The 17,566-nt window shown below is 66.4% G+C and carries 16 protein-coding genes; 8 read left to right on the top strand and 8 right to left on the bottom strand.

What is annotated here, in order from left to right; genetic code table 11:
• Positions 1 to 4 precede the first annotated feature (4 nt).
• Complete coding sequence (gene rpsD / locus CHU93_RS07110) at positions 5 to 616, bottom strand: 30S ribosomal protein S4 (RefSeq protein WP_086115585.1); 612 nt, start codon at positions 614 to 616, stop codon at positions 5 to 7.
• Between the two features lie 236 nt (positions 617 to 852).
• On the opposite strand from rpsD, the gene rpoZ reads away from it, so the two are divergent.
• The gene (gene rpoZ, locus CHU93_RS07105) at positions 853 to 1,194 is read left to right on the top strand and encodes a DNA-directed RNA polymerase subunit omega (protein ID WP_094473408.1); all 342 of its coding nucleotides are present in this window, start codon (positions 853 to 855) and stop codon (positions 1,192 to 1,194) included.
• A 352-nt stretch (positions 1,195 to 1,546) separates the two neighbouring features.
• Here rpoZ and CHU93_RS07100 read toward each other — a convergent pair whose 3' ends face one another.
• Positions 1,547 to 3,745, bottom strand: coding sequence for a S9 family peptidase (locus CHU93_RS07100; protein WP_094473407.1), 2,199 nt, complete (start codon positions 3,743 to 3,745; stop codon positions 1,547 to 1,549).
• 425 nt (positions 3,746 to 4,170) lie between these two features.
• Here CHU93_RS07100 and CHU93_RS07095 point away from each other — a divergent pair, with 425 nt between their 5' ends.
• The 6 genes from CHU93_RS07095 to CHU93_RS07070 all read left to right on the top strand — a co-directional run bounded on the left by CHU93_RS07095 (position 4,171) and on the right by CHU93_RS07070 (position 10,608).
• A complete protein-coding gene (locus tag CHU93_RS07095; RefSeq protein ID WP_165768642.1) occupies positions 4,171 to 6,666 on the top strand; it encodes an Rne/Rng family ribonuclease in 2,496 nt (831 codons plus the stop codon).
• A gap of 74 nt (positions 6,667 to 6,740) precedes the next feature.
• Positions 6,741 to 7,520 carry a uroporphyrinogen-III C-methyltransferase gene (gene cobA / locus CHU93_RS07090; RefSeq protein ID WP_094473405.1) on the top strand — a complete coding sequence of 260 codons (780 nt, stop codon included), beginning with the start codon at positions 6,741 to 6,743 and terminating at the stop codon, positions 7,518 to 7,520.
• Positions 7,505 to 7,792 carry a DUF2849 domain-containing protein gene (locus CHU93_RS07085; protein WP_086115579.1) on the top strand — a complete coding sequence of 96 codons (288 nt, stop codon included), beginning with the start codon at positions 7,505 to 7,507 and terminating at the stop codon, positions 7,790 to 7,792. The genes cobA and CHU93_RS07085 overlap by 16 nt, the downstream gene beginning before the upstream one ends.
• Positions 7,792 to 9,423 (top strand): nitrite/sulfite reductase, encoded by a 1,632-nt coding sequence (locus CHU93_RS07080; RefSeq protein ID WP_094473404.1) that lies wholly within the window; start codon positions 7,792 to 7,794, stop codon positions 9,421 to 9,423. Before CHU93_RS07085 ends, CHU93_RS07080 begins: the two co-directional genes overlap by 1 nt.
• Positions 9,416 to 9,874: a DUF934 domain-containing protein gene (locus tag CHU93_RS07075; protein ID WP_094473403.1), complete on the top strand. Its 459-nt coding sequence runs from the start codon at positions 9,416 to 9,418 to the stop codon at positions 9,872 to 9,874. Before CHU93_RS07080 ends, CHU93_RS07075 begins: the two co-directional genes overlap by 8 nt.
• The gene (locus tag CHU93_RS07070) at positions 9,871 to 10,608 is read left to right on the top strand and encodes a phosphoadenylyl-sulfate reductase (protein ID WP_094473402.1); all 738 of its coding nucleotides are present in this window, start codon (positions 9,871 to 9,873) and stop codon (positions 10,606 to 10,608) included. Before CHU93_RS07075 ends, CHU93_RS07070 begins: the two co-directional genes overlap by 4 nt.
• 71 nt (positions 10,609 to 10,679) lie before the next feature.
• Here the strand turns inward: CHU93_RS07070 and dnaN are convergent, their stop codons facing one another.
• Positions 10,680 to 11,801, bottom strand: a complete 1,122-nt coding sequence (dnaN, locus tag CHU93_RS07065; protein WP_094473401.1) for a DNA polymerase III subunit beta — start codon at positions 11,799 to 11,801, stop codon at positions 10,680 to 10,682.
• A 98-nt stretch (positions 11,802 to 11,899) separates the two neighbouring features.
• On the opposite strand from dnaN, the gene CHU93_RS07060 reads away from it, so the two are divergent.
• Positions 11,900 to 12,526 (top strand): histidine phosphatase family protein, encoded by a 627-nt coding sequence (locus CHU93_RS07060; protein WP_094473400.1) that lies wholly within the window; start codon positions 11,900 to 11,902, stop codon positions 12,524 to 12,526.
• A gap of 122 nt (positions 12,527 to 12,648) precedes the next feature.
• Here CHU93_RS07060 and CHU93_RS07055 read toward each other — a convergent pair whose 3' ends face one another.
• Genes CHU93_RS07055 through purB form a run of 5 tightly spaced genes read right to left on the bottom strand, consistent with a single transcriptional unit; the run spans position 12,649 to position 17,540 of the window.
• On the bottom strand, positions 12,649 to 14,175 hold the full coding sequence (locus CHU93_RS07055; protein ID WP_094473399.1) for an acyl-CoA synthetase: 1,527 nt from the start codon (positions 14,173 to 14,175) through the stop codon (positions 12,649 to 12,651).
• A gap of 53 nt (positions 14,176 to 14,228) precedes the next feature.
• The gene (locus CHU93_RS07050) at positions 14,229 to 15,248 is read right to left on the bottom strand and encodes an adenosine deaminase (protein WP_094473398.1); all 1,020 of its coding nucleotides are present in this window, start codon (positions 15,246 to 15,248) and stop codon (positions 14,229 to 14,231) included.
• Positions 15,245 to 15,823, bottom strand: coding sequence for a phosphoribosyltransferase (locus CHU93_RS07045; RefSeq protein WP_094473397.1), 579 nt, complete (start codon positions 15,821 to 15,823; stop codon positions 15,245 to 15,247). The genes CHU93_RS07050 and CHU93_RS07045 overlap by 4 nt, the downstream gene beginning before the upstream one ends.
• A 46-nt stretch (positions 15,824 to 15,869) precedes the next feature.
• Positions 15,870 to 16,208, bottom strand: a complete 339-nt coding sequence (locus tag CHU93_RS07040; RefSeq protein WP_094473396.1) for a hypothetical protein — start codon at positions 16,206 to 16,208, stop codon at positions 15,870 to 15,872.
• A gap of 21 nt (positions 16,209 to 16,229) precedes the next feature.
• A complete protein-coding gene (purB, locus tag CHU93_RS07035) occupies positions 16,230 to 17,540 on the bottom strand; it encodes an adenylosuccinate lyase (protein WP_094473395.1) in 1,311 nt (436 codons plus the stop codon).
• Between the last annotated feature and the right edge of the window lie 26 nt (positions 17,541 to 17,566).

Genomic DNA, 17,566 nt, shown 5'->3' with positions numbered 1-17,566 from the left:
CGCATTAACGGCTGTAGAATTCGACGACCAGGTTCGGTTCCATCTTCACCGGGTACGGCACTTCGTCCAGCGTCGGCACGCGGACATAGGTGGCCTTGTTGCCGTCGACCGAGACATATTCCGGCACGTCACGCTCCGACAGGCTCTGGGCTTCGAGCACCAGCGCCATTTCGCGGGCCTTCGGGCCGAGCTCGACCACGTCGCCCGGCTTCACGCGGGCCGAACCGATGTTGCAGCGCACGCCGTTCACCCAGATGTGGCCATGGTTGACGATCTGGCGGGCGGCGAACACGGTCGGCGCCCACTTGGCGCGATAGACCACGATGTCCAGGCGCTGTTCGAGCAGGCCGATGAGGTTCTGCGAGGTGTCGCCCTTCATGCGCACCGCTTCGGCATAGACCTTGCGGAACTGCTTTTCGGTGACGTCACCATAATAGCCCTTCAGCTTCTGCTTGGCGCGCAGCTGCAGGCCGAAATCGCTCATCTTGCCCTTGCGGCGCTGGCCGTGCTGGCCGGGGCCATATTCACGCTTGTTCACCGGGCTCTTGGGGCGGCCCCAGATATTCTCGCCCATGCGGCGGTCAAGCTTGTACTTCGCGTTGGAACGCTTCGACATGTGATATCCTTGGCTTCTGCTATCAACGTTGGTCCCGGTCTCGCCGCGCACACCTGTTATGTGCGTGGGCCACCGCTTCACCGGGGTGCGGGGCCAGATGCGAAGCGGGTGCGTTAGGGGGGGGGTGCCGCGCGAGTCAAGCGGTGGCACCGGCGTGGAGGGGCAATTTCCTTGACTTTGCCGGGGCGAATCGTCAGGGAGCGGCATTCCCACATCGGATTTTTCGGAGCCGCTTCATGGCACGCGTGACTGTTGAAGACTGCGTTGACAAGGTCCCCAACCGGTTTGACCTGGTGCTGCTGGCCGCGCATCGCGCCCGCAACATCTCGTCGGGTTCGGAGCTGACCATCGACCGCGACCGCGACAAAAACCCGGTGGTGGCGCTGCGTGAGATCGCCGAGCAGACGATCCGTCCGGTTGATCTGACGGAATCGATGGTGGTGGGCATGCAGAAGGTGCAGGCCGAGGATGACGACACGCCGGATGTGATCGGCTCGCTGTCGGCGTCGGCGGAAGCGCTGCGGATCACCGCCGCCCAGCCGCCCCGGAACCAGAACATGGGTGGGGATTACGAGTAAGGCGGCTGGAAATAGCGCAGCTATTTCCAGACTCGCCGCACTCCGGCCGGCGACCAAAAAAGGCGACCTTGCAGGTCGCCCTTTTTCGTGAGTCGTCCGACGGCGCGGCTTTGCCGCGCTCTTTCTTCTTCCGTCCTTGCGCCAGAAGCGGACTCGGCGGCTCTGCCGCCGGCCGCAACCGCCGGGGCCAGCCGGCAAACTTGTGCGGTGCTTCGACAAGCTCAGCATGAGCGGGTCGGGGCCTGGGGCGCGAGGGCCACGTGAGGGGGCTTGGGCCGCAACACCAGCCCAGGCTTCGCCGGCCCCCTCCGCCCGTCGGGCACCTCCCCCAGAGGGGGAGGGTCGATCCCCCTCAAAACCCGGTTGGCGCCACGGTCCGCCCAAGGAACTGCAGACGGGTGATCCACGTGTGCACCTCCAGCCCCGGGGTGGCGTGGGTGGCGCCGGGGTAGACCATCAGGTCAAACGGCGTTTTCGCGCGTTGCAGGGCCGTCATCATGGCCAGCGAGTTTTCGAACACGACATTGTCGTCCGCCATGCCGTGGATCAGCAGCAGCGGGTCCTTGATCTTGCCGGCATCGCCGAGCGCGCCGGAGCGTTGGTAGGGCCCGGCATCGACGCTGGGGTTGCCCAGATAACGCTCGGTATAAGCGGTGTCATAGAGCTCCCAGCGGGTGACGGGGGCGCCAGAGATGCCGGCGGCGAACTGGCCGGGGGCGGCTTCCAGCAGTTTCAGCACCATGTAGCCGCCGTAGGACCAGCCGTTGACGGCGATCTTGTCGGGCCTGGCCCAGGGTTGCTGCTTGATCCAGGCGAGGGCCTGCAGCTGGTCCTGCACCTCCACGCCGCCCAGCCGTAAGTGGATCGGGTCTTCAAAGGCCTTGCCGCGATCATTGCTGCCGCGGTTGTCGAGCTGGAACACCGCCCAGCCCTGCTGGACGAGATATTGTTCGATCACCGCCGGGAAACGCTTGTGGACATTGTGGGCGTGCGGCCCGCCATAGACCTGCACCAGCACCGGGAAGGGGCCGGGGCCCCTGGGCTTGAGCAGACGCCAATCCCCCGTCTGGCCATCGGCGGCGGTGAGCGTGCCGAATTCCGGCACGACATGGCTGGCCAGATAGGGGGCATAGGGATGATTGGCGTCGAGGCGGTTTTCCTCGATCCAGGTCAGCCGCTTGCCTTGGCCGTCGGCCAGCCACACCTGTGCCGGCTGGGTGGGGGTGGTGCTGGTGATGATCAGGCGGCGGCCGGCCTTGTCCATGGTGGCCTCGTGCCAGCCGCCGGGCGCGGTCAGCCGTTGCGGGGTGGCACCGGGCTTGCGCCAATCAAGGGCATAGACATTTTTTTCGAGTGTGGAATCGGCAAAGCCGGTGAACCACAGCCTTCCATCCTTTTCGTTGACGCCGACCAGTTCATCCACCGCCCAGCGGCCGCGGGTGAGCTGCACGGATTTGCCGCCATTGAGGCGATAGAGGTGGCGAAAGCCATCGGCCTCGCTGGCCCACAATATGCTGCCATCCTTCAGCGGTTCGAAGCTATTGTGCAGGTTGATCCAGGTCTTCGCGGTTTCGCTGTGCAACACGCGGGCGGCGCCGGTGATGGCATCGACGGCCATGATGTCGAGCCGGGTCTGATCGCGGGTCAGCCGTTGGACATAAAGCGTCTTGCCATCCTGGGCCCAGGCGACGCGGGCGATATAATGATCGGCCGGGTTGCCCAGATCGATGGCGGTGCGCCCCGAGCCATCGGGATTGACCAGCCACAGGGTGACCAGTGCGTTGGCGGTGCCGGCGGCCGGATAGGCCTGGGTGAACAGCCTTGTGCCATCGGCGCCGATGGCAGCGCGGGTGACCTGCTTGACCGGGGTTTCATCCACCCGGGCGACCGCGATGCGGGCATCATCGGGCGACCACCAATGGCCGTCGAAGCGGGCGAGTTCTTCCTGGGCGATGAATTCGGCGACGCCCCAGGCGACCTTTGCTGTGGCTTCACCGGCGATGTCGCGGGCGGCTCCGCCCGCCAGCGGCTGCACATAGAGATGGCCATCGCGCACGAAGCTGGCGAACTGGCCCCTGGGGGACAGGCGGGCATCGGTTTCGGTTTCCGGCGTCTGCGTCAGCCGCTGCACGCTGCCATCCACGCCAGCCACCCACAGATCGCCATCCACCGGCACCAGCAGGCGCTGGCCATCGGGGGCCCAGCCATATTGGGTGATGCCCTTCACATCGGCGATGCGCTGGCGCTCGCGGTTCATGCGCTCGGCCTCCGACAAGGAGCCGGCGCTGGCGAGTTTCTGGGAATCGACCAGCATGCGGCTTTGCCCGGTGGCAGTGTCGACGGCCCACAGATCGAAGCGGTCGCGATCCTGCGGCCGGCCTTTCAGCAGCGTCGCCAACCGGCCATCCGGGGAGAGTTTGAGCACGCGCGGGCGCGGGCCGGTGAGGGCGGGCGAGGCGAAGACGCGTTCGAGGCTGAGGGGTTCGGCCGTGACACTGCCGGCCGACATGATGGTGGTGATGGCCAGCCCTGCCAGCAGGATGCGCTTCATGTGCTCGTGTCCCTTCGAAATTCTGGCTGCATTATTACGACAATGCGTCAATGCCGCACCCTTGCCGCTCCGCCAAGTGCCTGCTAGCAGAAGGGCAACAACGGTGAGAACCGTTGCCATTGTCGGCATTTCTGCGCTGCCGCCGCCCAATTGCCATGTTGATGGCGGGCAGGCCGGTGTTTGGCAGGATGGCGCCGACAATCCGGGCCGGCGCGCTGCCGGCCAACGATTTGATGGGACGCGGATGAACAGTTTGCACGCCATGGCCGGAGGGATGCCCGCATTGCGGCATCCGGCCGATGCGGCTGCCGCCCCGGTGATTTTCGTTTCAAACCCCTTCGGCTGGCCTTGCGCCGGCCTTTTCTATTCGCGCCGACCGCCTTGTGCTCAACCGAGCCGGCGGCCCCGCGCCACGGAGCATATTCATGTCACACCGCATGCTGATCGACGCCCGCCACCCGGAAGAAACACGGGTGGCCGTGGTGAATGGCCAACGCATCGAGGAATTTGATTTCGAATCGGCTGACAAGCGTCAGCTGAAAGGCAATATCTATCTGGCCAAGGTGACGCGGGTTGAGCCCTCGTTGCAGGCGGCCTTTGTGGAATATGGCGGCAACCGCCATGGCTTCCTGGCCTTCAGCGAAATCCACCCGGATTATTATCAGATCCCCAAGGAGGATCGCGACGCCCTGCTGCGCGAGGAGGCCGAGCTGGCCGCCGAAGAGCATGGCCATGACGATGATCATGATGATGGCGACGAGGTGCAGGAAGCCGGCGGCCATCATGACGAGCCGTCGGAATCGCTGCGCCGCAAGCGCATGGCGCTGCGCCGCCGCTACAAGATCCAGGAAGTCATCCGCCGCCGCCAGGTGATGCTGATCCAGGTGGTGAAGGAAGAGCGTGGTTCGAAGGGCGCGGCGCTGACCACCTATCTCAGCCTTGCCGGCCGTTATTGCGTGCTGATGCCCAACACGGCGCACGGCGGCGGCATCAGCCGCAAGATTTCCAACCCGGCCGATCGCAAGCGGCTGAAGCAGATCATGGCCGATCTGCACCTGCCGAACGGCATGGGCGCCATCGTGCGCACCGCCGGCCTGAAGCGCAGCGCCGCCGATATCCGCCGCGATTTCGATTATCTGACCCGGCTGTGGGACGAGATCCGCGAGAAGACGCTGGCCAGCCAGGCCCCGGCGCTGATCCACGAGGATTCCAGCCTGATCAAGCGGGCAATCCGCGACATCTACAACCGCGATATCGAGCAGGTGCTGGTGGAGGGCCGCGACGGCTTTGAGGCGGCGCACCGCTTCATGTCGATGCTGATGCCCACTCATGCGCCCAAGGTGGTGGAATATGAAGGCTCGGTGCCGCTGTTCCAGCGCTTTGGCGTGGAGGGCCAGCTGGAGAATATGTACCAGCCGGTGGTGCAGCTGAAATCGGGTGGTTATCTGGTGATCAACCCGACGGAAGCGCTGGTGTCGATCGACATCAACTCCGGCCGCTCGACGCGCGAATATGGCATCGAGGAAACCGCGACCAAGACCAACCTGGAAGCCGCCGAGGAAATTGCCCGCCAGCTGCGGCTGCGCGACATGGCCGGCCTGGTGGTGATCGACTTCATCGACATGGAGAACAGCTCCAACACCCGCAAGGTGGAAAAGGCGATGAAGGAGGCGCTGAAGAACGACCGCGCCCGCGTGCAGATCGGCCGGATTTCCAGCTTTGGCCTGATGGAGATGAGCCGGCAGCGGCTGCGCACCGGCATCCTGGAAGCCTCCACCCATGTCTGCCCGATGTGCGAGGGCACCGGCATGGTGCGTTCGGTGGCCTCTGCCGCGCTGGCGGCACTGCGCGCGCTGGAAGCCGAAGCGCTGCGCGGGCGGCACAGCGACCTGGTGCTGCGCGCCGGCGAAGAGGTGGCGGTGTATCTGCTGAACCGCAAGCGCATCGAGCTGGCTGAGTTGGAAGAGCTGTATGGCGTGTCGATCGTGACGCGGCCGGATGACAGCCTGATCGGGCCGAATTTCGAGATTGATGCCGGTGGCCCGCCGCCGTCGAAGCGGGTGGACATGGGCCCGCTGCCGCCGGTGGTGAAGGTGGTGGATGAAGAGCCGGAGGCGGCCGATGCGGCCGAGGATGGCGAGGGCCAGGACGATGGCGAGGAGCGCGGGGAGGGCCGAGATGGCCGCCGGGGCCGTGGCCGGGGCCGCCGCCGCCGGGGCCGTGACCGCCGCGAGGAAGGCGACGAGCAGGGCAGCGACGCCGCTGCCGTGGCCGAGGGTGACGATGGCGCCGCCGAGGGCGAGGACGCCGATGAGGGCGCCGGCGATGGCGCCGAAGCCGATGGAGGCGAGGCTGGTGGCGGCAAGCGCAAGCGCCGTCGCCGTGGCCGCCGCAGCCGCCGTGGTGGCGCTGACCGCGCTGCCGAGACCGTGAGCGAGGAGGCCGCGCCGATGGAGGCCGAAGCCCCGGCCGCGCCGGAGGCCGAAGCGCCGGCCAAGCCGAAGCGCAGCCGCCGCAAGAAGGCGGATGCTGAGGTGGCGGCCGAGGCTGCGGCCGAGACGCCGGTTGAAGCCGCGCCGGAGCCGGTGGTTGAAGCCCCGGCCGAAAAGCCGAAGCGCAGCCGCAAGAAGAAGGTGGAGGCCGAGGCCCCGGTGGAAGCTGCGGTGGAGGCTCCGGTGGAAGCCGAGCCTGAAGCACCGGTGGCCGCCGCGCCGGAAGCCGAGCCTGCCAAGCCGAAGCGCAGCCGCAAGAAGAAGGTGGAGGCCGTGGCCGAACCCGAGGCTGTGGCCGCGCCGGAAGCGGAGCCGGTGGTGGCCGCCGCCCCGGAAGCGCCGGTTACCGAGGCCGCTTCCGAGCCGACGCCCGAGCCGGCACCGCCGCCGCGCAAGGGCTGGTGGCAGCGCACCTTCGGCGCCAACTGATTCCAAAGCTGGGCTAGGCCCGACCCAAGAAAGCCTTGCTCCACCCGTGACGCCGATTGGCGCATGGGTGGAGCATGGATTTTCGGCCCAACTCCGCACAGGTGATTCTGGTGGGCGCCGGCCCCGGCGCTGCCGATCTGTTGACCGTGCGTGCCGTGCGCGCGCTGGCGGCGGCCGATGTGGTGGTGCTGGATGGGCTGGTCGGTGCCGATGTGCTCGATCTCATCCCGGCCCGCGCCCGCCGCATTTCGGTGGCCAAGCGCCGCGCCCGCCACACGCTGCCGCAGGAGCAGATTGGCGATCTGCTGGTGGCCGAAGCCCGCGCCGGCCACACGGTAGTGCGGCTGAAGGGCGGTGACCCGTTCATCTTTGGCCGGGGCGGTGAAGAGGTGGAGGCCTGTGTTGCGGCCGGCGTGCCGGTGCAGGTGATCCCCGGCATTTCGGCCGCCAATGGCGCGGCGGCGGCGACGCTGATGCCGCTGACCCACCGCGATCATGCCTCCATGGTCAGCTTCGTGGCCGGCGAATGCCGGGGCCTGGCGCAGCAGAACTGGGCCGGGCTGGCCGGCAAGGGCCGCACGCTGGTGATCTATATGGGGCTGGCCGGTGCCGGGCCGATTGCCGAGAAATTGATGGCCGATGGCCTAGCGCCCGACACACCGGTCGCCGTGGTGGAGCGCGCCACCCAGCCCGATCAACGCCTCGTCACCTCGCTGCTCGCCGATCTGGCCGGGCTGGTGGCGCGCGAGGCCATCGCTTCCCCCGCCCTCATCATCGTGGGCGATGTTGCCACCCTGCCGGGGCGCCTTGCTGCCCTGGCCCCGCTCAAGGAAATCCCATGCCCCGCCTGTTGACTGGCAACCGGGTCGAAACCGGTGATGTGATCTGGTGGACCGGCGATGGCTGGTCCCTGCACCTGAAGGACGCGATCGCCGTGGACGACAGCGGCGAGGCGCTGATCGCGCAATTCTCACCCCAGGAGCGCATCAACGATCTGGCGCTGATCGATGCCGATCCCAGCGACGCCGGCTGGCGCCCGCGCACGACGCGTGAACGGGTGCGCGCCGTGGGGCCCAGCGTGCGGCCCGATTTTGCCCTTCCCTCCATCCCGGTCGAGTCCATCTGATGTATCGTTACGACGAATTTGATCAGGCCATTGTCGATGCCCGCGTCGCCGAATTCCGCGACCAGGTTGCCCGCCGCCTGAACAACGAGATTTCCGAAGAAGCCTTCAAGCCGCTGCGGCTGATGAACGGCATCTATCTGCAATTGCACGCCTATATGCTGCGCGTCGCCATTCCCTATGGCACGCTGGACAGCCGGCAGCTGCACATGCTGGCGCATATCGCCCGCCGTTATGACCGCGGCTATGGCCATTTCACCACGCGCCAGAACATCCAGTACAACTGGATGAAGCTGGAGGAGATGCCCGACCTGCTCGCCGATCTGGCCAGTGTGGAGATGCATGCCTTCCAGACCAGCGGCAACTGCATCCGCAACATCAGTTCCGACCAGTTTGCAGCGGCGGCGGCCGACGAGATTGCCGATCCGCGCCCCTATGCCGAGTTGCTGCGGCAATGGTCGACGCTGCATCCGGAATTTTCCTTCCTGCCACGGAAGTTCAAGATCGCCGTGACCGGCAGCACGATCGACCGCGCTGCCATCCAGCTGCACGATATCGGGTTGGAGTTGGTGCACGGCGCCGAGGGTGAAATTGGCCTGAAGGTGCTGGTGGGCGGCGGCATGGGGCGCACGCCGCTGCTGGCCCATGTGATCCGCGAATTTCTGCCGGTCGCTGACTATCTCAGCTACATGGAAGCCATCCTGCGCGTGTACAACCGCCACGGCCGGCGCGACAATATCTACAAGGCGCGTATCAAGATCCTGGTCAATGATCTGGGCCCCGCAGAGTTTGCGCGGCAGGTGGAGGAGGAGTGGGCGGCGCTGAAGCCGCTGGGCCTTGATCCGCCGCCATCGGAACTGGCGCGCATCGCGGCACATTTCCAGCCGCCCGTGCTCGATGCCGATGCGCCGGTTGAGATTGATCTTTCCAACCCGGAATTTGCCAATTGGGTGGCAGTGAACACGCATCCGCACAAGGTGCCGGGCCATGCCATCGTGACGATCAGCCTGAAGGCGCCGGGCGAGATCCCCGGCGATGCCAGTGCCGATCAGATGGACCTGATCGCCGATCTGGCCAAGGCCCATGCACAGGACGAGATCCGCGTGACCCATGCGCAGAATCTGGTGCTGCCGCATGTGCGCCGCGATGCGCTGTTCACCATCTGGCAGGCGCTGAAGGGCGCGGGCCTGGCAACCGCCAATCTGGACCGGGCGAGCGACATCATTTCCTGCCCCGGCCTTGATTATTGCACGCTGGCCAATGCCCGTTCGATCCCGATCGCGCAGAAGCTGGCGGTTCGCCTCGCCCCGCAGGAAGCCGATCTGGGCGAGTTGAAGATCAAGATATCGGGCTGCATCAACGGCTGCGGCCACCATCATGCCGGCCACATCGGCATCCTGGGTGTCGATCGCAAGGGCGAGGAAAATTACCAGCTGCTGCTCGGCGGTTCGGGGGCGGAAGATGCCAGCCTGGCCAAGATCCTGGGCCCAGGCTTTGACGAAAATGGCATCGTGACGGCGGTCGAGAAGGTGATCGGCCGCTATCAGAGCCTGCGCAGCGGCCCGGGCGAGCGCTTCCTCGACACCTATCGCCGCGTTGGCGCCGAGCCCTTCAAGGAGGCCGTTTATGGCTGAGTCCACCCTGTTTCGCCTGCGCGATGACCCCCAGGATAGCTCTTGGGCGCATGGCGACCCGGCCGTGCCGCTGGATGCGTATCAGGCCGGCGGCACGGCTGTGCGGCTGGAGCCCGGCGATGATGCGCGGGCGCTGATCCCGCATCTCGCCAGCCTGCGCCGCATCGACATCGCCTTCCCGAAATTCCGCGAAGGCCGCGGCTTTTCGGCGGCGCGCATCCTGCGGGAAGCCGGTTTTGCCGGCGAAATCCGCGCTGTGGGCGTGCTCTATGTCGATCAGCTGGGCTTTCTGGTCCGTGCCGGCTTTGATGCGGTGCTGCCGGAAAAACCCTTTGATGCCGATGTGGCGCGGGCGACGCTGGCGCGCTTCCCGCATGTCTATATGAAGGCGGCCGATACCGCGCGGCCGGTGTGGCTGTTGCGCGAGGAGCGGGCGCTGGCGGCCCGATGAGCAGCGCGGCCCGCCAGCCTGACCGGATCGAGACCGCGCCGGCTTTCACCGCCGCCGATGTGACGGCGTTGACCGAGCGGCTGGCCGGGCAGGACACGGCGGCGATGCTGGCCGATCTGTTGCTGGGCGAATTGCGCGGCCGGGTGGCGCTGGTCAGCTCGTTCGGCACCGAATCGGCGGTGCTGCTCGATCTGGTGGCCAGCATCGACAAATCGGTGCCGCTGATCTTCATCAACACCCAGAAGATGTTTGGCGAAACCCTGGCCTATGGCGACGCGCTGGTGGAACAGTTCGGTTTCACCGATTTGCGCGTGTTCCGCCCCGATACCCACCAACTTGCCGCCCGCGATGCCAAGGGCATGCGCTGGGGCTATGATCCCGATGGCTGCTGCGATCTGAGAAAGGTGGAGCCGCTGGCGCGGGCGCTGGCGCCGTTTGATGCCTGGATTTCCGGCCGCAAGGGCTTTCAGGCTGGCCGTGCCGGGCTGCCGCGCTTTGAGCTCGATGCCGGCCGGCTGAAGATCAACCCGCTCGCCGATTGGGACAAGGCCCGCATCGACGCGCAGTTCGCGGCGCGTGAGCTGCCGCGCCACCCGCTGGAAGCCCAGGGCTATGCCAGCATCGGCTGCCAGCCCTGCACATCCCAGGTGCAACCCGGCGAAGACCCCCGCGCCGGCCGCTGGCGCCACTGGGACAAGACCGAGTGCGGCATCCACAACCAGCCGGTGTTCTGAACGGCCGAGCGGCACCTCCGCCTCGGACGGCCTCTCCGCCTCCCCAAACAAGTTTGGGGAGGATCACGGCTTCACACCCGCATCGGCATCAGCACATAGAGGGCGCGGGCATCGTCGCCTTCGCGGATCAGCGTGGGGGCCGAGGCATCGGAGAGATGCACATCCACGCTGTCGCTGCGGACCTGGCCCAGGATGTCGAGCAGGTAGCGATAGTTGAAGCCCACCTCCAGCTCGCTGGCGGCATAATCGGCGGCCAGATCTTCCGAAGCGGTGCCGTTTTCCGGGCTGGTGACCGACAGGGTCACCTTGTCCCGGCCCAGCGCCAGCTTCACGGCGCGGGTCTTTTCGGTGGTGGCAATCGCCGCCACGCGGTCCACGCCTTCGGCCAGCGTCTTGGCGTCGATCTTCAGCAGCTTGTCGTTCGCGGTCGGGATCACCCGGCTGTAATCCGGGAAGGTGCCATCGATCAGCTTGCTGGTGAGCGTGCTGTCTGCCGAGAAGCGGAAGCGGATCTTGGCGGCAGACAGGCTGATTTCCACCGGCGCATCGGCGGCCATCTCGTCCAGCAGCTTGCGCACTTCGGCCACGCACTTCCGGGGCACGATCACGCCCGGCATGTCGGCGGCACCGGCCGGCAGCTCCAGCTCGATCCGGGCCAGGCGGTGGCCATCGGTCGCCACGCCGCGCAGCTTGGGCGACGGGCCGCTGGTGGCATGCATGTAGATGCCATTCAGATAATAGCGCGTCTCCTCGGTGGAAATCGCAAAGCGCGTCGCGTCGATCAGTTCCTTGAGGTCGGCCGCCGACAGAGTGAAGCGCACCGGCAGATCGGTTTCGGCAATCACCGGGAAATCATCGCGCTTCAGGGTCGACAGGCTGAACCGGCTGCGGCCGGCCACCACGCTCATGCGGTCGCCCGACACCGCCAGTTCGACCTGGGCACCATCGGGGATCTTGCGCACGATGTCGAACAGCGTGTGGGCCGAAACCGTGGTCGCCCCCTGCACGTCGATGCCGGCCGGGATGGTTTCCACCACCTGCAGATCCAGATCGGTCGCCATCAGGCGCAGGCCATCGCCCCGCGCCTCGATCAGCACGTTGGACAGGATCGGGATGGTGTTGCGACGTTCAACCACCGACTGGATATGGCCCAGGCACTTCACCAGCGTGGCGCGTTCAACGGTGGCCTTCATTCCGGTCCCTGCTAATTTTGTTACACGAAGGCCACTATAGCCATTCAGGCGCAGGGTGGTAGTGGCGAAGTGCAGCCAAAGCGCCGATAAAGCCGGGCATGGATATGATTCTCGCCCGCCACGCCGAAACCGTGTTCAACGCCGCCGCCCGCATGCAGGGCCATATGGCGCACACCCCCCTCACCCGCACCGGCATCGCCCAGGCCGAAGCCATGGGCGCGGCGCTGCGCAGCGTGCTGGGCGAAGCGCCCGATCTGGATCTGTGGGTGTCACCATCGGGCCGCACCCAGCAGACGGCGGCGATCATCGGCGAGCATCTCGGCCTCAGGTTCTTCCACTGGCAACAGGATCCACGCCTGCTGGAAATCGATGTCGGCGATTGGGAAGGCCGCTGGTATCAGGATATTATCGCCGAACTGGGCCAGCCGATTGTCGATGCGGAGCGCGGCCTGTTCAGCGTGCCGCCGCCGAACGGCGAATGGTTTCCCCAGATTGCTGCACGGTTGCACGACTGGCTGGCCGGGCTGGACCCGGCGCGGCCGACGCTGGTGATCAGCCACGGCATCACCGCCAGCGTGCTGCGCGGCATCCTGGTTGGCGGCGAGGATTGGCACGGCGTGCCGGTTGCCCCGCGGGCGCCGCAGGGCACCGTGTTCCGCATCCGGGACGGCGCGGAGGAGATGCTGCACATCGGCAGCGGCGTGGTGGCATCGCGCGCGGCCTGAAGGCAGTGCGCGGGGCGGCCGTGCAAACGCCGGCCCCTCCGTCACGCGTGCCGCGTGCCACCTCCCCAAACAAGTTTGGGGAGGATCGCCCCTCCGCCTCCTCATCCTTCGGCTGGGCAGGATCAGCGGAACCGGTCGCGCAGTTCGAATTTCAGCACCTTGCCGGCCGGGTTGCGCGGCAGCGCCGTGACGATTTCCAGCCGAGTCGGCAACTTGTAACGGGCCAGCCGTTCCGTCGCCCAGGCGCGCAGGGTTTCAAGATCAAGCGACGCGCCGGGCTTGAGCGCGGCCACCGCCGTGACGCTTTCGCCCCATTTTTCCGACGGTTCGCCAAAGATCGCCACCTCGGCAATGGCGGGGTGGTCATAGAGCACGGCCTCCACCTCGGCCGGGTAGATATTCTCGCCGCCGCTGATGATCATGTCCTTCAGCCGGTCGCAGATGTAGAGGAAACCGTCGTCATCCAGATAGCCGATGTCGCCCGAATGGAACCAGCCCTCGGCATCGATGGCCGCCGCCGTCGCCTCCGGCTTGTTCCAATATCCGCGCATGATGTTGGGGCCGCGCATCAGCACTTCGCCGCGCTCATTGGGGCCCAGCGGCGTGCGGCCATCATCGCCCACGATCTTCAGATCGACAAAGAACATCGGCTTGCCGGCCGAACCCAGCTTGGCCAGCGCGAATTCGGGGCCGAGATAGCTGCCCGACGGTGCGGTTTCGGTGAGGCCATAGCCCTGGTTCAGCGGGATGCCGCGCGCCGCATAGAGGCGCAACAAGGGCTCCGGCACCGGGGCGCCACCGCACATGATCACCCGGATGGACGACAGGTCGGCCTCGGCAAAATCCGGCTGCTGGGCGATGAACAGCAGCATGGCCGGCACGGCAAAGCTGGTGGTGACGCGATAGGACTTCACGTCGGCGATGAAGCGCGCCGGATCAAAGGCGCGGTGCAGCACGACATGGCCGCCCTTTTGCCAGCAGCTCAAGGGCGTGACGTTCAGCCCGCCAATGTGGAACAGCGGCGCCATCACCAGCGTGATGTCATTCTCGCTGACATCGGCGCCCAGCGCGCCGTTGATGTTGGCCCACCAGAAATTGCCGTGGGTGAGCATGGCGCCCTTGGGCCGGCCGGTGGTGCCCGATGTGTACATGATGACGGCGACATCATCCTCGTCCGTCGCCTCGCCCTGGGCCAGGGGCGGCGCATCGCCGACGAAATCGGCCAGTGCCATCCAGCCATCGGCGGCGGCATCGGCGCTGAGGAAACGGCGGCAGCACAGGCGCTCGCGCACGCTGTCGATCACCGGGCGGTGCATGGCATCGACCACCAGCGTGTGCACGCCGGCATCGTTGATGATATAATCCAGCTCCGCACCCGTGAGGCGGAAGTTCAGCGGCACGAAGATGGCGCCCAGCCGCGCCGCCGCGAACATCACCTCGAAATAGACCGGGTTGTTGAGGCCCAGATAGGCCACCCGGTCGCCCCGGCAGACACCGCCGGCCCGGAGCGCACTGGCCAGCCGGCTGATGGCGTCGCCCATCTCGGCATAGCTGCGCGTGGTGCCGTCAAAGCTGAGCGCCGGGCGTTGCGGCGTCTGTGCCACGCGCCGCATGAACCAGTTGGCCAGCCCGATATCCGCCTTCACCATGATGTCACCCTCCCCAGAGCAGGGGGCCTGTGTGGAGGCACGCGGCCGCGCCGTCAACCAAGCGCGGCGATGGCGGCCAGATGCGGGGCCTGTTCTGCGGGCGAAAGGAAGCTGCCGGTGAAGCTGTTGCGCGCGAGCGTGATGATCTCGTCGCGCTCCAGATCAAGCGCATCGGCCACCGCGATGAAGTTGGCGCTCACATAGCCGCCGAAATAGGCCGGATCATCGCTGTTCACCGTCGCCTTCAACCCGGCCGCAAGCATGCGGCGCAGCGGGTGGGCGGCAAGTTGCTTCACCACGCACAATTTGAGGTTGGACAGCGGGCAGACGGTGAGCGTCAGGCCGTCCGCCACGATGCGCTGCACCAGCGCGTCATCCTCCAGCGCGCGGTTGCCATGATCGATGCGGTCCACGCCCAGCACATCCAGCGCCTGCCAGACATAGTCGGGCGGCCCCTCCTCGCCGGCATGGGCGACGATCTTGAGGCCAAGGCCGCGCGCACGGGCAAAGACGCGGGCGAACTTGTCCGGCGGATGGCCGACCTCGCTCGAATCAAGGCCAACGCCGTGGATGAGGTGCAGATGCGGCAGCGCCTGATCGAGAGTGGCTTCGGCGTCGGCCTCCGAAAGATGGCGCAGGAAACACATGATGAGCCGGCTGCTGATGCCCCTGGCGCCGGCATCCGCAAGCGCGCGGGCAATGCCGCCCACCACATCGGCAAAGGCCAGCCCACGTTCGGTATGGCCCTGGGGATCAAAGAAAATCTCGACGTGGCGCACATTGTCGGCGGCGGCGCGAGCCAGATAGGCGGCGGTCAGGTCATAGAAATCCTGTTCGCACCGCAGCACCGCCATGCCCTGATAATAAATGTCGAGGAAATCCTGCAGGTTGGAAAATTCATAGGCGGCGCGGATGGCCTCGATACTGTCGAACGCCAGGCGAACGCCGTTGCGCTGGGCCAGCGCGAACATCATCTCCGGCTCCAGGCTGCCTTCGATGTGCAGGTGCAACTCGGCCTTGGGCAGGGCGGCGATGAAGGCGGCGCGGTCGGCCGCCGAGGCAAATCCGGTCATGCGGTCAATCCCTTGATCGGGGCCAGGATCACGTCGGCCGCCGGCTTGTGGGCGCGGATCTCATCGGCGGTCAGTCCGTCAATCTCGTGCGGGAACACCAGCCAGTCGTTGCTTTCGTGGATGAAATAATCCGGCGTCAGCGCCGTCTGGTTGCGCGCCGGCTTGTACCACACGGTGGCGATGCGGATATCGGCCGGCAGATTGGCGCGGCAACGGGCCTTCAGCTCAGCCAGCACCGCCTCGATGCTGCGGCCGCTGTCGAACACATCATCGATGATCAACAGCCGGTCATCGGCGTTCAGCGTGTCGATCAGATAGCCCAGCGCATAGACCTTCACGCTCCTGGCCTGCCGGTCGATCCCGGAATAGCTGGCAGTGCGGATGGCGATATGATCGCATTCCACGCCGTGCACATCGAAAAATTCCTGCACGGCGATGCCGATGGGCGCGCCGCCGCGCCAGATGCCAACCAGGTGGGTGGGGCGGAAGCCCGATTCCAGCACGGCGCGCGCCAGCCGGAAACTGTCGGCCAGCAAGGCGTCGGCGGTCAGCCAGATCTTGGTAATGTCGCTCATGCCCGGCACGGTGCCACCATCGGCACCGGCCGGGCAAGAGGCGGGATCACTTGCCGGCGGCGAGATCGGCGGCCACAGCTTCCATCTGGGCGTCGGTCAGCTGCCCGCCCGACATCGGCTGCAGCTGCTTCAGGCTCATCGCCTTGAACTGGTCCAGCATCGGGTGGCTGGTCAGGCCGGGGATGCGGGCATCGAGGACTGCCTTGGTTTTTTCATTGGCGATCAGCACCTCGATCGGCGTGTCGAGATTGACCGCGGCCGGGGCGGCGGGCGCAGCCGGAGCGGCGGGCGCTGCAGGCGCGGCGGGCGCGGCGGTTTGGGCGAAGGCGGCGGCCGGCAGGGCCGCTTGGGCGAAGGCGAGGGCGGGGGCAAGGATCAGCTTCATCGGGGGCATTCCTTTCGCAGTTCAGCCGAACACGCGGGCAAAGATCGTGTCGACATGCTTCAAGTGGTAGCCAAGATCGAACAGGCTTTCCAGCTGGGCCGGCGGCAGATGCGCGGTCACCTCGTCATCCGCCTTCAGAAGATCGAGCAGGTTCAAGGCGCCATCGGCCTCCCACACCTTCATGGCGTTCCTTTGCACCAGCCGATAGGCGCCGTCGCGGGTGACACCGGCCTGGGTGAGGGCGAGCAGCACGCGCTGCGAATGGATGAGGCCGCCCATCTTGTTGAGATTCCGGTCCATCCGGTCGGGATAGATCAGCAGCTTGTCGACCACCTGTGTCAGGCGGACGAGGGCGAAATCCAGCGTGACGGTGGCATCCGGGCCGATCATCCGCTCCACCGAGGAGTGGGAAATGTCCCGCTCGTGCCACAGCGCGACATTCTCCAGCGCCGGGGTGACATAGCCGCGCACCAGCCGGGCAAGGCCGGTGAGATTCTCGGTCAGCACCGGGTTGCGCTTGTGCGGCATCGCGCTCGAACCCTTCTGGCCCGGGCTGAAATATTCCTCCGCCTCCAGCACTTCGGTGCGCTGCAGGTGGCGGATTTCGGTGGCCAGCCGCTCGATGCTGCTGGCGATCACGCCCAGCGTCGCAAAGAACATGGCGTGGCGATCACGCGGGATGACCTGGGTGGACACCGGCTCGACCGCGAGGCCCAGCTGCTCGGCGACATGTTCCTCCACACGCGGATCGACATTGGCAAAGGTGCCGACCGCGCCCGAAATGGCGCAGGTGGCGATATCCTTGCGCGCCGCCACCAGCCGGTCGCGTTGCCTCGCAAACTCGGCATAGGCCTGGGCCAGCTTGACGCCAAAGCTGGTCGGCTCGGCATGGATGCCGTGGCTGCGGCCCATGGTGGGCGTGTATTTGTGCTCATGGGCGCGGCGCTTGATGGCGTCGAGCAGGGCATCCATGTCGGCCAGCAGCAGATCGGCGGCGCGGGCGAGCTGCACGGCCAGGCAGGTGTCGAGCACATCCGAACTGGTCATGCCCTGGTGCATGAAGCGGGCTTCGGGGCCAACTTGGCTCGCCACCCAATCGAGGAAGGCGATCACGTCATGCTTGGTCACCGCCTCGATCGCGTCGATGGCGGCAACATCAATGGCCGGCTTGGTTGCCCACCAGTCCCACAGCGCTTTCGCGGCGCTTTGCGGGACGACGCCAAGGTCAGCGAGCTTCTGGGTTGCGTGCGCCTCGATCTCGAACCAGATGCGGAAGCGGGTTTCCGGTTCCCAGATGGCAACCATGGCGGGGCGGGAATAGCGCGGGATCATGGCCGCGCCGCCTAGCACGCGGCGGC

Origin of the sequence: Sandarakinorhabdus cyanobacteriorum (assembly GCF_002251755.1) — a bacterium.
GTDB lineage: Bacteria > Pseudomonadota > Alphaproteobacteria > Sphingomonadales > Sphingomonadaceae > Sandarakinorhabdus > Sandarakinorhabdus cyanobacteriorum.
The sequence above is the reverse complement of the archived record's forward strand: the minus strand, read 5'-3'. Positions and strand labels throughout refer to the sequence as shown.

Coding starts and splice junctions, on each gene's coding strand:
- rpsD (WP_086115585.1), bottom strand. CDS start 616: ATGTCGAAGCGTTCCAACGCGAAGTACAAGCTTGACCGCCGCATGGGC.
- rpoZ (WP_094473408.1), top strand. CDS start 853: ATGGCACGCGTGACTGTTGAAGACTGCGTTGACAAGGTCCCCAACCGG.
- CHU93_RS07100 (WP_094473407.1), bottom strand. CDS start 3,745: ATGAAGCGCATCCTGCTGGCAGGGCTGGCCATCACCACCATCATGTCG.
- CHU93_RS07095 (WP_165768642.1), top strand. CDS start 4,171: ATGTCACACCGCATGCTGATCGACGCCCGCCACCCGGAAGAAACACGG.
- cobA (WP_094473405.1), top strand. CDS start 6,741: ATGGATTTTCGGCCCAACTCCGCACAGGTGATTCTGGTGGGCGCCGGC.
- CHU93_RS07085 (WP_086115579.1), top strand. CDS start 7,505: ATGCCCCGCCTGTTGACTGGCAACCGGGTCGAAACCGGTGATGTGATC.
- CHU93_RS07080 (WP_094473404.1), top strand. CDS start 7,792: ATGTATCGTTACGACGAATTTGATCAGGCCATTGTCGATGCCCGCGTC.
- CHU93_RS07075 (WP_094473403.1), top strand. CDS start 9,416: ATGGCTGAGTCCACCCTGTTTCGCCTGCGCGATGACCCCCAGGATAGC.
- CHU93_RS07070 (WP_094473402.1), top strand. CDS start 9,871: ATGAGCAGCGCGGCCCGCCAGCCTGACCGGATCGAGACCGCGCCGGCT.
- dnaN (WP_094473401.1), bottom strand. CDS start 11,801: ATGAAGGCCACCGTTGAACGCGCCACGCTGGTGAAGTGCCTGGGCCAT.
- CHU93_RS07060 (WP_094473400.1), top strand. CDS start 11,900: ATGGATATGATTCTCGCCCGCCACGCCGAAACCGTGTTCAACGCCGCC.
- CHU93_RS07055 (WP_094473399.1), bottom strand. CDS start 14,175: ATGGTGAAGGCGGATATCGGGCTGGCCAACTGGTTCATGCGGCGCGTG.
- CHU93_RS07050 (WP_094473398.1), bottom strand. CDS start 15,248: ATGACCGGATTTGCCTCGGCGGCCGACCGCGCCGCCTTCATCGCCGCC.
- CHU93_RS07045 (WP_094473397.1), bottom strand. CDS start 15,823: ATGAGCGACATTACCAAGATCTGGCTGACCGCCGACGCCTTGCTGGCC.
- CHU93_RS07040 (WP_094473396.1), bottom strand. CDS start 16,208: ATGAAGCTGATCCTTGCCCCCGCCCTCGCCTTCGCCCAAGCGGCCCTG.
- purB (WP_094473395.1), bottom strand. CDS start 17,540: ATGATCCCGCGCTATTCCCGCCCCGCCATGGTTGCCATCTGGGAACCG.